Genomic DNA, 16,365 nt, shown 5'->3' on the forward strand with positions numbered 1-16,365 from the left:
AATAACAATAAATATAAACACATGAAAATACTGATAGCTCCTTTTCTATTTTTAATAAAAGTGTATCAAACTTTTATATCGCCACTTACACCTGCGGCTTGTAGACATACTCCAACTTGTTCTCAATATTCTAAAGAGGCTCTAAAAAAGCATGGCTTGTTTAAAGGCGGATGGTTAGCAATAAAACGTATTTTTAGTTGCCATCCTTGGGGTGGAACTGGATATGACCCTGTTCCAGATAAGGATAACAACTAAGCCCCCTCTTATTTAATAAAGCAGTAATAAAACTAGTATCCTGAAGACGCTACTAAAAGTGACCATAGACCTTCACTAAGGTTACTTTCCTTTTTCAATTCTGAAAATTTTTCATCATCTTTTTTAAAGATAGCCAGTACTAACTTATTAGTTACATCATCCTTTGTTGTTGACTTTTCTAGAGTCGACACCAACTTATTTAAGTCAGCATTGCGTCCTAGTTTTTTAAGAGCTAAAAGATTAAATAATTTATTGATGCTACGTCCGCTCTTATTTGCATTTGTATGATTAATTATACCCTCTAATAGATTGTTTCGTTTACCATCATTTTTTAGTTTTTCGAAACATATAGCTAGTAAATAATCCTGAAGTCTATTATCTACATCATAAGGTTTACCAACGCCTAAATGTTCCGGCCATTCTTTTGAATCTTTTAAAAGCTGAATTGCCTTAGTATACTTCTTCTCTTGAATATATTGATTGGCTAAAAACACGTGCGTGTCAAAATAAATATTTCTACTTATCATTGCCAATTCAGATGGTAAAACAATAGTATTTTTTATTATTTTTAAACTTTGACTATATTTTTTTACTTCAATTAATGATTTTGCATATAATAATTCAATATTATAATTATTTGGAAACTTTTTAAACGCTTTTTTTCCATTGGCATATGCTTCATCATATTTACTATTTATTAAATAAAATTGAATAAGCTCACCCCATACTTTCCAATTATTACCATTTAATTCAATTGCTTTTTTATAATCTTGAAGTCTAAAAGTATAATTTTCACTTTCTAAATAAATCGCTCTAAATCTATAAAAAACATCAAAGTCAGGCTTGTTATAACTACTTTTTAAAAGTTGTTTTCCTTTATCAATCAGTCCTACAGCAATATAGTTTTGAGCTAAATAGAATTTTAATTTCCAATGCTGTTTTTCTTGAATTGCCCATTCTAATACCGGAATTGTTTCTCTTCTATATGGCAAAACAAAATTAGGAGATATTGCAAGAACCTCTTCTAATAATTGATTACTACCATGAGAGCTCTTTTCTTTTAACAAATAGGCTAGCCAGAGTTTTACTTTTACATCTCTTTTAAAATCTTTTAATACATTAATCGCTTCATCATTTTCTCCTATTTTTTGATACTGTATAGCCAGCTCTATTGCTCTTTCAACAGGAAATTCGCTATTCAAACTTGATTTATAAGTGTTACCATTAGTATATAAATAGTTTTCATATACGGCAAAATGATTTAAAGGATCTATATCTAAAATAGTAGCTAATTGAGTTTTGAAAGCCTCATGCGTTTTTTGTTTTCTTGCTAAAACCATTAATACTTTTCTAGCATTAAGATTATAAGTATTAAAATTTAAAGCTTTTGAGGCATATTCCTTAGCCTTATTATAATTATTTAATCTTAGATGTATTTCTGCCATTTGTGCATAAGACACAGATCTATATTTGGTAGATCTAGCAGCCCATCCAAAAGATTCTAATGCGTTAACATAATCTTTCTTTGCTCGGTATATAATTCCTGCTTTATAATTAGCTTCTGGATTGTAAGTGTCTAGCCTTAAAACCGTATTTGCATATTTTAAAGCTTGATCATAATTAGTTTTTCTATACTCTAATTCAGCCAATTTAACCAAGCCTTCTTGATGTGACGGATCTATTTTAATTAATGCTAATAAGTTTTCCGAAGCTTTTTTATACTCTCTAAACTTGAGAGCTTCCCAACCATTGGTATATAACTTTTGTGTTTCCGAAATTTGTAGTGCAGCATCTGAATAAAATGGTCTTTTTATTAAATATTCATCTTTATTAGTCGAGTATTTCAATTTATTATTGCCAATAACAACTTTAATATTATCTGTAGGTTTTGATTTTATTGATCTGAAAAAAGTATTCATCGGGTTCATATCCAACCTTTCATTAACTACTACCTCCCCATTAACTGTAACTTTTAACGTTTCATTTAACTTTTGAAGTGCATTAACTCCAATAACTATTTCGCTTTCAGAATGCTCAACATTTAACACCCCATACTCAGAAGCATCAACCATCCCATTAATATCTTTAAAAGGAAACCATATTTCTCGCCATGTGTCCATTGCATGTGGATCAAAATTAGCTTGGGTAACAGGGTTTATATCTTTTCCTGGAGAATATTGGTTAAAAAGCCTACCAGCTTGAAACTCTATATATTGCCCATCTGTATCGGTAAGTAAATCTTCCCATATACCTCCAGATCTTGATAAAGCCCAAAGCCAAAGCTTTTGACCTGGCATTTCTTCATAGGGAGACCAATGACCAAAACCAAAATTTGTATCATGATAATAGCCACCAAAAAAATCTTTATAATCTCCTACAATGTGGTAGGATTTATGCGGTCCGAAATTATTATTTTTATACTCAGACAAGTTTCTTCCTTCCTCATCAATAGGCCAAAGTTTTGCATTCCCGCCATGTTCAAGGTATTTATTACCTGGTATAAAAAACTCTAAATCATTTTTGGCAACTGCAGCTGCGGTCATCCAATTATAATAAGACTGATTTAACGGTGTTGGATTATACCACGATGCTTTTGTTTCAAAATAAGCTTTGTCTTTTTGTAAATTAATCTCAACTCTCCATTCGGTTCTTGAGGGTAAATCCATAGTACCAACAATACAGCTAACACTTCCATCTTTATTTTCTTTTATAACATAGTCTACTGGTGTTGCTGTAGCCGGAGTATGCCCTATAATTCCAAAGTTAAATTCAATTCCACCAGAAGTCCAAGGTCCTCGCATTGCAATATTTCTAAACTTAAGTACATCATTTTTATATAAAAACTCTTCTCCTGTAGATTTTTCTATAGCTCCCCATACTTTACCACCTACTTCTGGTAAAACCCATAATTTTATATAATCGTTTTCTAAAGTAACAACTTTCCAATCTTTATTTTTTGCCGTTTGCTGATAACCTTCAAATTTATAGTAAGGATATATTTTAGGGTTCTCTTTAAGTATTGGAAGAGGATTGGGTTCATCAAACGCATAGGTTTTGATACTTTTTATTTCTTCAGTAATTGTAGCAGTTTGAGCATGTGCTAAATTTGATACTAAGAAACAACTTATCCCAAAAAAGAACACAGTCATTTTTTTAAAATACAATTCCATTTTAAATGTTTTATTAATTAGAAATAGTCTAATTATACCGAATTGCCTGAAGAAAATCGTTATTATTAGCCACTAAGATTACTTTTTTATCACCTATATTAATAACTTTCATATCCTTGGCATCATTTGGTGTATAAAACCCACTTTCTTGAATTGAAACTGGTATAAATTCGCCTTTACCGTTACCCTCTAGAAAAAGACCGACTCCAGCATCATTTCGAGGCGTTTCAATTTCTGCAGGATACAAATTACCTGAAATTAATATGTCCTTAAATCCATCAGAATTATAATCATTAATAAGAATACTATTTATTGAAGACACCTGAGCTAAATTAGGCAGTGATTTAACATTAAAACTATTATTGCCTTCATTTTCGATATATGCAGAAGCAAAGGTTTTAGCTTTTAAATTTAAGGCGGTCTCCAGTGAAGATCCATAAATATTTTTTAAATCGGAATCCCCAAACGACTCATAGGTTTGAAATTTCTCGCTTAAAGAAGGTATTTGTTGTGTAGAACAACTTTTACCTCTTACAGGAAAAGCTACACCATGTTCGTAGTAGCTTAATACAATATCTAAACTACCGTTATCATCAAAATCGTAACTATGTACTTCAAACGGCTCTTTAGATGAAGCTTTATATTTATAATTTAAACCTAAGTTTCCAACTATAATATCTTTATCACCATCATTATCCATATCTGAAGTTTTAACTGAATAATACCAGCCTTCACTTTCTTCTAACCCACTTAAAATTTGTTTTTCAAAACTACCTTTTTCAGATTGCGTAAAAATAGTTACAGGCATCCACTCACCAACAACAACCAAATCATCTAGTCCGTCTTTATTATAATCAAACCAACTGGCTGATGTAACCATACCTAAATTATTAAATTCTGGAGCTTTTTTATTTGAAACATCAACAAATCTTCCGCCTCTATTTTCTAATAAATGACTATTTGCTGCATGTGGGTATTTTTTAGGAACTAGTCGACCGCCAATAAACAAATCAATATCACCATCATTATCAAAATCGTTTGGTACCACGCAAGAACCACTCGTTAAATATTTAGGTAATGCGCTAACTTTTTTGGTAAATTTACCCTTACCATCATTTATATAAAGCCTGTCTTGTAAAGCTTTATCATTTTCATCGAATTCATTTCCTCCACTAACAACAAATAAGTCTAAATCTTTATCCCCATCTACATCTATCAGTTCTATTCCCATATCTTCGCTAGCCTTATCTTGAGTCCAACCTCCTTTTTCTATCTCATCAAAAGTTCCTTTATTATTTTGGATAAATAGTCTACCAGAAATTCCTGCTGCTCCACCTAAAAAGAAATCTTCTTTATTATCTCCATTAACATCGCCAACCGCTAATGATGGTCCAAACTGTGACATTTTATGCGGTAACAGTATTTCATATGCATAATCATCATGATCATTCTCTATATGTCTTATTTGATCTAATTTTATAGCTTTTGTAATTTCTTTAAAAATTGGCTTTTTATTTGATTCTAAGGCTTCTTTACTTTCTGCATTAGACAAAGAAATTTCGTGTACTTGATTAATGGCCAAATCATTAAGAGTAGTTTTACTACCATCTTGCCATTCTATTATTGCCTTATCAATTTTACTAGCATCTCCAACCCCAAAATGTAAAATATCTTCGCTTTTTGACATGTAGCCTCTAGCATTAGATATTTGGCTCACTTGCCAAACCTTGTTGGCTTGATATAGTGTTATTTTTGTACCATAAATTATTTGACCTTTTTTTGGAGCAATTTTGAATCTTATATAGTTTCCAATACCATTCTCTACGGCATAATTTCTGTAAAGCATTGCATTATCATCAATATTATTTATTACCAAATCTAGGTCTCCGTCTAAATCAAAATCAGCATAAGCTGCACCATTTGATAATGTTGGAATTTCAAAACCCCAATCTTTCACTTTGTTAGTAAAAGTTAGGTCTCCATTGTTTTTGTATACGTAGTTTGGCAACTTATCAGTAGGAGCAATATCAACAAAGTCCATCACATCAATCATTTTACTTGGATCTACTCCTTTTTGTTTTGCTATAACTCTTACACTATCTAGTTTGTTATTATATTTATCAACTAAATCGCTATTACGAATATTACTTTTAATTCCATTTGTAATAAAAAGATCTTTGTAGCCATCATTATCAAAATCTGCAAATAAAGGCGCCCAACTCCAATCTGTATTTGTCACACCTGCTAGCTGACCCATATCACTAAAAGTCCCATTGCCATTATTTCTTTGTAACGTATTAAACATATATTGGTAATGCCCTCCTTTATTAACTATATGCCAGAATTTTTCTGGCTGCATACCACCCATGTGCGTCTTTATACGCTTATGGTCTTCCGCAACCATATCTACAACTACAACATCTAAATTTCCATCATTATCATAATCTGCCACATCACTCCCCATACTAAAGAAGGATATATGTTTTGTAGATGTGTGAATATTATCTTTAAATGTACCGTCTTTTTGATTGATATACATATGGTCAGGAACATCAAAATCGTTAGTTACATAAATATCTTGCCAACCATCATTGTTAAAATCACCTACTGATGCTGATAGTCCAAATCCGAAATTTCGAATCTTTCCTTTAATTGTATGATCTACAAACTTGCCATTTCCTGTGTTTCTATAAAGTCTATCGCTAAACTTTATATCAGAAAACCGTATAGCATTCATTTTATCTCCCATATTTGGAATCGCAGGGGGCTGATTTACAATATAAACATCTAATAGCCCATCATTATCAAAATCAAAAAAGATAGCTTGAATCGAGAACCCTTTGTCTGCTAACCCAAACTCTGATGCTTTTTCCGTGAAGGTTAGGTTCCCGTTATTAATATATAATTGATTTGCACTTTTCTTATTTTCAAGGTAAATACTTCTACACACATAAATATCTTGGTCTCCATCACCATCAATATCTACAAAAGTTACTCCAGTGGACCATTTATTATCTGAATCAATACCTGATTTTGTTGTAATATCTTTAAATTTAAAATTCCCTTTATTCAAAAACAGTCTATCTCTTACTTGATTTCCTGTAAAAAAAACATCTTGTAATCCATCGTTATTCACATCACCAACAGCCACACCTGCTCCAGAAATAAACTCAGAATTTATCATATGATTATTCTTTCTGGTTTGCTTTACATTATTTTCAAAAATTAAATTGGAATCTTTAATATCAATTAAAGAAAAAAGAGTCTTGCTTTTTTCTATTTTATTTTGACAACTAGTGAAGGTTAATAATGCAAAAAGGCATTTAAATAATATTCTAAAAGTGTACATTACCATTCTATAAAAATTATCTAAGTATAATATTCTATAATATAAAGAAAAAGCGCCTATAAAACATATATATTCTAGAGACGCTTTAACAATTAAATTCAAAAATAAACTAAACTATTTTTTATCCCACCACAATTTTGTGCTGTTTTTATCGCCTCCAGAAAGGGTTGAAATAGCTGCATTTACAGCTTCACCGTTAGTATCAAATTCACTAGAAGTATAAACCATTCTTCTCATGATTTCATCTGCGGCTACATCTGGGTTTTCAGACTGTACTCTTGCATATTGCTTAGGGTAACCTGTTCTACGTAATTCTGCCCATGCTTCCCATCCGTTTGGATACAGCGCTATCCACTTTTGAGTTATAATTTGTTCTAACTGCCTTTCCATAGTTCCTCCTGCATCATAAGCAATAGGAATATCTGTTACAGGAGTAGTTCCTGCATCATAGGCTACCGGTACATTACTACTTGCAATATAAGCATTAATAGCTGCTGCATCAGCTCCAGTTTTCTCCATCATAGAAGTTCTTATCCCTTCTTCATAAAGTTCTTGTGCAGTACCTCCCATACTCCAACCTTCAAGAGCTCCTTCTGCTCTTAAGAAGAAAACTTCGGCAGCAGACATTAACTCTATAGGAGGGTTAATACCACCTTTAGCTACATCAATAAATCGTGTTGCTAAATCTGAATGACCTGCATTTTGACTTGTTTCTAAAGTAACTTTAGCTTGACCATTAAGTAACCCTTCATATGGATTACCATCACCATCAGAATCACCATTTACAGCTGGAGCAAAGTATTCACTAATACGAGGATCATCATATCCTTTTAAGATACTTTCCATAGTGGCACTCATTCTAAACTCTCCCCAATCTGTAATGGTTTCTAATGGGTTTCTATTAGTATCATCAACAGATACTAAAGCGTTATCATCATTAGTCATAAATACACCATCTGTAACAGCTTTTTCTGCTTCTGTTTTTGCTTTAGCCGGATCTACATATTTAATTCTAAGTGCTAAACGTAAACGTAAACTGTTTGCAAACTTTAACCATTTAGCAGCATTACCACCATAAGTACGGTCACTACCAGCATAAGCAGATCCTCCTGAATTTGCTTTTAATTTAGCAACAGCATCATCTAAAGTTGTGAAGAAATCACTGTATATAGCTTCTTGAGTATCATATGGTACTGATAATTCTTGATTCCCAAATTGAGAATATGGTACTGGCCCCCAATAATCTGTAATTCTATGGTATGCATGCACTTTTACTATTTTTGCCATGGCATTCCCTACATCATTTCCATTAGCAGCAGAAAGGTCTTCTACTAACTTAATTTGTGGTGCTGCCTGACCATAAAATGATCCCCAAGCCAAATCTGCCCAACGACCAACTTGTACATATCTATCAGAATCAAAACCTGCAGCTGTAGTTGCAAAATATTGACACCAGATATCTGAAAATAAGTTTTGAGATATTTGGAAACGCCAGTGCAACCCGTTTACAGAAACATATTGTGCTTGTGCAAAAGCTTGCCCTTGTAAAACCGGGCTACCTTCTAATACGTCTGTACCTAAAGCGAGAGGATTTGTGTTCAGTTCGTTAAAATCTTTGGTACATCCTGCCAACATTATTGACATCATAATACCAAAACTAATTTTTATTAATATTCTTTTCATGTTTTTATCTTTTAAGTTATTTTTTTTAGAAACCAAATTTTAAATTCAAACCAATACTTCTTGTTGAAGGTGGCGCAAAAGATTCAAAACCATCAGCAGCAGTACTCGTGTTAGTAATAACTTCTGGGTCTACTGAAGCACTATTAGAGATAAAGAAAAGATTTCTTCCTACTAAAGAAATTTTGGCTTTTTCAAATGGTGTTTTGTCTAAAAAAGATCGTGGAAAACTATAACCAAAAGTAATTTCACGCATTCTAATATTAGATGCATCTTCTACAAAAGCCTCTCCAACTGGCGAATTTCTTCCTCCAACTTTAGCCCAAAACTGTTCTGCATTTACTTGTATGTCATTAGGCGTTCCATCTGCCTTAACTACTTCTAAGTTAGAAAAAATATTACTACCAAAGACTAAACTACCATCTCTACCAGCTAAAGTCTTAGTAAGTGCTCCATCTGAGGATAATATGGCATTAGTAAAAGATCCTATTTGACCTCCTTGACGAATATCTATAAGGAAACTTAAATTAAAGTTTTTATAAGTAAAGCTATTATTAATACCTCCTAACCAATCTGGGTTAAAATTAGCAACTAGCACTTCTTGCCCAGATGTAACTTCAGGGGTACCATCTGATGCAACCAATACTCTTCCTTGTCCATCTCTAGCAAATCCTCTAGAATATACATTTCCCCACTCATCACCTACATTCAACTCAAATCTTCTAAAAAAGTCACCTCCAAAGCTTAATGTTTCTAAGCCTTCAGCCAATGCCAATATCTCACTGTCATTTTTAGAGAAATTAACCGTTATATTCCAATTAAAATCATCAGTGCGAATCGGATTTCCTGTTAAAATTAATTCAACTCCTGAGTTTTGTACATCTGCTCCGTTTATAAATCGAGTGGTAATACCAGAACCTTGTGGCACTTGTTGTCCAAATAATTGATCAATACTATTTGTTTTATAATACGTAAAGTCAACACCTAAACGACTATCTAAGAAACGTGCATCAAAACCAAATTCTAAAGATTTTGTTCTTTCAGGCTTTAAATTAGGATTAGGTAGTACAGTTCCTAACTGAATAAATCCTCCAGCCCGAAGGTTAGCTGTTCTTGTTAAATTAAATGGATCCGTGTCATTACCTACTTCAGCATACGATGTTCTTAATTTTAAATAAGAAAATGCTTCTGGCAAATCTACCAAATCTGAAAGTACAGCACTCACTCCAACTGAAAAATAATCAAACCTTCTGTTAGCTTCTGGAAGTGTAGAACTCCAATCACTTCTATACGTTAAATCTAAGAAAACAGCATCTTTATGAGCTAATTGTCCAAAACCATATAACGAGTTTACTTCTCTACGTGATAGAGTTTGACCTGCTGTTAAATTTTGGGCATTGTTAATAGCAAAAACATTTGCAGCATTTAAACCTCCATTATTAGTTGAAACAGTTTTAGAATTAGCTACCCTGTGATTCCCACCAAAATTAACATTAAAAGAAAAATTATCGTTTAACTTTTTATTATAACTCAATAAGAAATCAGTATTCCATTCTAAAGAACTTCCATTGTTAGTTGCGAAATTCCCATTATCAGCAATAATATAAGAATCATTATGATCTCTATCTTCTCTAGACACACTACTTTGATCTACTGCAGTACGCGCTAAAATACTTAAGTCATCTGTTATATTATATGTTAATGAAGCATACCCTATGACACGATTGATAATAATTTCATTAAGGTTTTTATTGATTGTCCAATATGGGTTTGCACCTCCGTTATTTCCTGGATCCCAATAGTTCTGACGAACATTTCCATTTGCATCTGTGTATTGAAAAACACTAACGTCTGATGTTCTAATGTTTCTAGGTAATCTATAAGCATGTCTCCATGGGTTTGCAAAGCTTTCACCCGTGTCCAACTGATTATCAATATTTGTTCTTATATAGTTTACCTTAGCACTTAATGCCAATTTATCGTCAATCAGTTTATTATCAATCTTTAAGTTTACATTATGTCTTTGTAACTCATTTCCAGGCACAATCCCTTTTCTATTTTCATTAGTATACCCAAAAAACGTTTGATTTTTTGCACTTCCAGAACGTATGGAAATGTTGTTTGCAAAACTAACTCCTGTTTCATGAAAATCGTCTATATTATTCCCTTGTGCAGCATAAGGTATATTTGCTGAATTATCAGGGTTAGGAGACCAATTAGCTACTGAGCTTCCATCTAAACTTGGGCCCCAAGATCCTAAAGAACCAGCATTATAAGTTCCTCCACTACCTTGACCGAATTGATTTTGATAATCAAATAAAATATTTCCTGTTTCTGTAGTTATTGTAGAACTAAAATCTACACTTAATCTATCTTCGCTACCAGATTTTGTTGTTATTATTATAGCTCCATTATTTGCTCGTGCTCCATAAAGTGCAGCTGCATTCGCTCCTTTTAACACACTTATAGATTGAATATCATCAGGACTTAAATCTGAAATATCTCCACCTAATGGCACACCATCTACAATATATAAAGCCTGACTACTTCCAGCAATAGATCTGTTACCTCTAAGTACAACCTTTGAAGCTCCACTTACACCATTACCAGAACGCTGAATAGAGATACCTGCAATTTTACCAGATAAACTATTTACTAAGTTTTGGTTTGGTCTAGCCTCATCAATACCATCAACATCAACATTTTGAGTAGCATAGGTTAAAGATTTCTTTTGTCTCTTAATACCTAATGCTGTTACAACAACTTCATCTAATTGACTCGCATCTTCTTCCATTGTTACATTTACAGTATTTGAATCACCAACTGTAATCAACTGCGTTTTAAACCCTATATAAGAAAATTCTAAAACAGCACCACTACTGGCTTGTATAGTGTATTCACCATCAAAGTTTGATTGTGTTCCAGTAGACGTTCCTCGGATGATAATATTAACACCTGCAAGCGGAATTCCAGCAGCATCAACTACTGTTCCTTTTATTTCATTTTGAAGAACATCTTTTATAATAGCTTCAATTTCATTATCTAAGTTTTCATTTTTAATTAAATCTTCAATGACATTAATCATCGATTCATTATTCTTAGGGAATAATACGATTTGATTTTTTAAAAGCCTAAAATCTATATCTGTTTCTTTAAATAAATTAACAAGAACTGATTTTAGTTTTTCATTAGTTGCATTTAAAGAAACTTTTTTAGATACATCAACTAAACTATTGTTATAGAAGAAATTAAACTCTGTTAAAGATTCAATTTCATTAAAAATAGTTTTAAGTTCAACGTTCTTTACATTAATAGTTACATTCTGCCCGTTGGCTTCAACTGCAAACAGTTTTGCCATAGAAACAAAAAGCAAGAGGGTGTAAATTTTCATAATCCGTAAAAGATTTTTTTGTGACAAAAATTTAGTGTCGTTTTTTTTCATAATTTTGCTTGATTTAATTTGTTGTTACTCAACTAGGGTAATAATTTTAATCATAAAAGGGAATGTAGCAGCATTCTCTTTTTTTATGCAGGTTTAGATTAAAATATTTTTATTCTAGTATAATTTTTCCATTTTTGATGGTGTACTTAATTGGGGACGAAATAGTTAATAATTTAAGTACTTCATCAATACTTAGGTTGTCAAATGTTCCTGTATACTCATAGTTTAATAGTTTTTGTGAATTAATATTAATTTTAACATTGTATTTTCTTTCTAAATCAATTACAACTTCTTGTAATGATGTTTTCTTAAATATCAGTTTTCCTTCTTTCCAGGCTACGACGACCTCTAAAGATTTTACTTCTTCAATTTCTAGTTTGTTTTCCTTTTTATAAAAAACTGCTTTTTGCGAAGGTGCTAATACAATAGGTGTTTCTTTGTCTTTAATCAATTCCACTTTACCAGTTACCAATGTAGTCTCGACCTTTTTATCTTTATCATAAGATTTAACATTAAACGAAGTTCCTAAAACTTTTATTTTGATACTATTGGTATTAACTATAAAAGGTTTGTTTACATTTCTTTTAATATCAAAAAAAGCTTCACCAATAAGTGTAACTTCTCTTATACTATCATTAAACTCTTTTGGATATATCAATTCGCTCTCAGCATTTAAGACAATCTTAGAGCCGTCTGGAAGGTAAATTTCTTTTTTATCTCCTCTATATGTTATGAGATTGATTTCCTCAGGAATTATATTTTTACTAACAACTTGAGGGTTATTTTGTATAACTATATTATTAGGTTTATTGTTTGCATTCCATAAAAACAAAAACAATACAAATACAGATGCAGCGGCGTACAAATATTTATCAAGCTTTCTTTTCTTTATTATATTTTTGAATCTTTCAAAAAAGAAATCACTATTGTTATTTGGAACATCTTTAAATGTTGAAGCAATGTATTCTGCTTTTAAGATATTAAAAACTTTATGGTTTTCTGGACTTTTTCTTATCCATTCTATCGTTTTTCTTTTTTCGACAGAATCCATATTACCATTTAAATATCTTAGTAATTGTTTTTTATTCATTATGATGTGGACAGTTATATATATGACGTATTTAATAAAGGGTACCCCTTAGTTAAAAATCATTTTAATTCAAAAAAAATTATAAAAAAGGTAAAAACTCACGAAGAGAAACACGTAAGTGCTTAATTGCCTTAGTTATATGTGTTTCAATAGTTTTTGTCGAAATATCCATTCTCTGGGAAATTTCTTTATGATTAAGCCCTTCTATACGGCTTTTAACAAATACATCTTTACATTTAGGAGGAAGTAAATCTATTGATTTCAAAACAGCTTCATATAATTCTTTTTCAATGAGAAGAGATGCTGTATCATCTGAAAAAGCGGTATGATTTATTGAAGCTTCTAATTGATTTAAATTGTTTTCAATATTTAGTAATTGTTTTTTCGCTCTTAAGTAGTCTAAACATGCATTTCTAGTGACTTTATATAAATATCCATTTATATTAGACTGTACATTTTTTTTGGACCAAACCTTAATAAAGACATTTTGAATTATTTCTTCGGCATCTTCTTTACTTGAAATATATTGCGAAGCTATGTACAATAATTTTGAGCGATATAACTTAAATAACATTTCGAAAGCAGCAACATTGCCTTCATTTATTAAACTAATAAATTCTTCATTATTTATACTGGCTACTTTATTCATTCAAGAACTAAATACTAATTAGTTATATTAAAAAATTAATCATCAGAGTCATCAAATCTAATAATTTTTTTTTAATTACCTGAAAGATCTTGTAGCAGAATGGTTATTTTATTTTTTCGGTATCCTCTTTAAAATCTCCAAAACAAACTTCCAATATTTTTGAACCGATGATATTTGTGCGCGTTCATCTGGTGAATGAGCCCCTTTAATATTTGGGCCAAAGCTAATCATATCCATATTAGGGTAATTTATTCCTAAAAGACCACATTCTAATCCCGCATGGCATGCTGCTACATGAGGCTTTTTGCCGTTTAACTCTTCGTAAAGCTTTGTCATTAATTTTAAAATAGCAGAATCCATATTAGGTGTCCAACCTGGATAATCCCCAGAAAATGTTACCTCGCAACCTGTTAACTCAAATGTAGCACGAAGGGTATTTGCTAAATCCATTTTAGAACTTTCAACCGAACTGCGTGTTAAACAGCTTATATTAATATGCCCTTCTTTAACAATAACACGTGCAATATTGTTTGAGGTTTCTACCAAATCTGGAATATCTGCACTCATTCTATAAACACCATTTAACGCCGCATACAAAGCTCTGGTTAATTCTTCTTGAATACCTAAATCCATAATTTTTTCTGGATTATCCGTTTTAGAAACTATCATTTCTAAATCGGGCTCCATGGTTTTTAACTCCTTTTTAATAGTATTAGAAACTAAATTCATTTCTAATAAAAAAGCATCTTCATGTACGGCATCAATGGCTACAATAGCATTACTCTCTCTTGGAATGGCATTACGCAGACTACCACCATCAATTTCAGAAATTCGTAATCCGAAATTTTCAAACCCATCAAATAAAATCCGATTCATAATTTTATTGGCATTACCCAAACCTTCGTGAATTTGCATTCCTGAATGTCCGCCTTGTAACCCTTTAACTTCTATTTTATATCCTATTTTAAATTCAGGAGTTTCTTCTTCTTTATAAGTTCTTGTTGCAGTTACATCTATTCCCCCAGCACAACCTACGCCTATTTCGTTATCCTCTTCGGTATCTAAATTCAACAATATGCCTCCTGAAAGCAACCCTCCTTCTAAGCCCATAGCTCCTGTCATTCCTGTTTCCTCATCAATGGTAAATAAAGCTTCAATAGGCGGGTGTGGTATATCAGTACTTTCTAAAATAGCCATAATAGTTGCTACACCTAAACCGTTGTCTGCTCCTAAAGTAGTGCCTTTAGCTTTTACCCAATCGCCTTCAACATACATATCAATACCTTGGGTATCAAAATCAAAAACGGTATCATTATTTTTTTGGTGCACCATATCCAAATGCGATTGCATAACAACAGTGGTTCTATCTTCCATTCCAGCAGTGGCAGGTTTTTTTATAATAACATTTCCAACGGCATCTTCAATGGTTTCTAATTTTAAGTTTTTACCAAAATTCTTCATAAATGCGATAACACGCGCTTCTTTTTTTGATGCTCGTGGTACAGCATTTAAATCAGCAAATTTATTCCAGAGTTGTTGTGGTTGAAGTTGTCTTATTTCTGAGCTCATAATTTTTATTATAGTGTTTTACAAATGTAATTATTAATAATGATTTTTATATTTTTGAAAGATGCTAATGAAAAGGAAAACTATTATAGCGCTTTTACTAATTCCGCAATATTTTCTGATTAAAATATTCTCATACAATCCTGAATTTATTGAAAACTACTATAGCAATGGATTATACCCTATTTTATCAAAAATTTTTAGATACATTTTAGGGTGGTTGCCATTTTCGTTTGGCGATGTAATTTATGCTTTTGCCATTATTTATTCAGTTAGATGGATATATAACAACAGAAAGCGATTACTAAAAAACACGAAACAATGGTTTATTGAAGTATTTGCTGTTATATCGATTTTTTATTTTGTGTTTCATTTATTTTGGGGATTAAATTACTATAGACTTCCGTTACACAAAAACCTAGATTTAAAACATGATTACACCACCGAGCAGCTCGTTTATGTAACTAAAAAGCTGATAGAAGAATCGAATAAATATCAATTAAAAATAACTAATAATGACACTTTAAAAGTTAAAATCCCATACAGTAAACCTGAAATTTTTAAGCGTACACAAAATGGTTACAATAATTTAAAACAACTTTTTCCGCATTTAAAATATTACCCAAAAAGCATAAAAAAATCATTATTTAGTTACCCGTTAACATACATGGGTTTTAGTGGTTATTTAAATCCGTTAACCAACGAAGCACAAGTTGATGCTATAATTCCTATTTATAGATTCCCAACTACAACAGCACACGAAATAGCACATCAATTAGGTTATGCTGCCGAAAACGAAGCTAATTTTATAGGTTGTTTAGCAAGTATAAATAATGATGATATCTATTTTAAATATACTGGATACACATTTGGATTACGTTTTTGTTTGAATGAAATTTATAGACGTGATGAATCACTATATGAAGATTTGATTACTAATGTTAATATTGGTATTTTAAAAAATTACGAAGAAGTTCGTTTGTTTTGGGAGGCACACCAAAACCCAGCCGAACCTATATTTAAACTTTTTTATGGTAATTTTTTAAAAGCCAACAAGCAGGATAAAGGAATGGAAAGCTACAGCTATGTTGTTGCTTTGTTGGTTAATTATTTTAAAAATAAACCTAATTTAACTAACCACTATAATGATTAAAAAACACTTTT

Annotated in this window: 9 protein-coding genes; 2 read left to right on the forward strand and 7 right to left on the reverse strand. The window is 31.6% G+C overall.

Annotation, left to right across the window (positions count from 1 at the left end; all coding sequences use genetic code 11):
• The first annotated feature begins 21 nt into the window (after window positions 1–21).
• The gene (gene yidD / locus L3X37_RS09120) at window positions 22–255 is read left to right on the forward strand and encodes a membrane protein insertion efficiency factor YidD (RefSeq protein ID WP_237239868.1); all 234 of its coding nucleotides are present in this window, start codon (window positions 22–24) and stop codon (window positions 253–255) included.
• Between the two features lie 32 nt (window positions 256–287).
• Here yidD and L3X37_RS09125 read toward each other — a convergent pair whose 3' ends face one another.
• The 7 genes from L3X37_RS09125 to L3X37_RS09155 all read right to left on the reverse strand — a co-directional run bounded on the left by L3X37_RS09125 (window position 288) and on the right by L3X37_RS09155 (window position 15,204).
• Entirely contained in the window at window positions 288–3,425 is a 3,138-nt protein-coding gene (locus L3X37_RS09125; RefSeq protein WP_237239869.1) for a DUF5107 domain-containing protein, read from the reverse strand.
• 28 nt (window positions 3,426–3,453) lie between these two features.
• Window positions 3,454–6,609, reverse strand: coding sequence for a VCBS repeat-containing protein (locus L3X37_RS09130; protein ID WP_237239870.1), 3,156 nt, complete (start codon window positions 6,607–6,609; stop codon window positions 3,454–3,456).
• Between the two features lie 279 nt (window positions 6,610–6,888).
• Window positions 6,889–8,457 carry a SusD/RagB family nutrient-binding outer membrane lipoprotein gene (locus tag L3X37_RS09135; RefSeq protein ID WP_237239871.1) on the reverse strand — a complete coding sequence of 523 codons (1,569 nt, stop codon included), beginning with the start codon at window positions 8,455–8,457 and terminating at the stop codon, window positions 6,889–6,891.
• A 25-nt stretch (window positions 8,458–8,482) separates the two neighbouring features.
• Complete coding sequence (locus L3X37_RS09140) at window positions 8,483–11,845, reverse strand: SusC/RagA family TonB-linked outer membrane protein (protein WP_237239872.1); 3,363 nt, start codon at window positions 11,843–11,845, stop codon at window positions 8,483–8,485.
• A gap of 160 nt (window positions 11,846–12,005) precedes the next feature.
• Window positions 12,006–12,986 (reverse strand): FecR family protein, encoded by a 981-nt coding sequence (locus tag L3X37_RS09145; protein WP_237239873.1) that lies wholly within the window; start codon window positions 12,984–12,986, stop codon window positions 12,006–12,008.
• 79 nt (window positions 12,987–13,065) lie between these two features.
• On the reverse strand, window positions 13,066–13,635 hold the full coding sequence (locus tag L3X37_RS09150; protein WP_237239874.1) for an RNA polymerase sigma-70 factor: 570 nt from the start codon (window positions 13,633–13,635) through the stop codon (window positions 13,066–13,068).
• Between the two features lie 108 nt (window positions 13,636–13,743).
• Complete coding sequence (locus L3X37_RS09155) at window positions 13,744–15,204, reverse strand: aminoacyl-histidine dipeptidase (protein ID WP_237239875.1); 1,461 nt, start codon at window positions 15,202–15,204, stop codon at window positions 13,744–13,746.
• A gap of 67 nt (window positions 15,205–15,271) precedes the next feature.
• On the opposite strand from L3X37_RS09155, the gene L3X37_RS09160 reads away from it, so the two are divergent.
• Window positions 15,272–16,354 (forward strand): DUF3810 domain-containing protein, encoded by a 1,083-nt coding sequence (locus tag L3X37_RS09160; RefSeq protein ID WP_369409887.1) that lies wholly within the window; start codon window positions 15,272–15,274, stop codon window positions 16,352–16,354.
• Window positions 16,355–16,365: the final 11 nt, after the last annotated feature.

It is taken from the genome of Wocania arenilitoris, from assembly GCF_021728535.1.
Classification (GTDB): Bacteria; Bacteroidota; Bacteroidia; order Flavobacteriales; family Flavobacteriaceae; genus Wocania_A; species Wocania_A arenilitoris.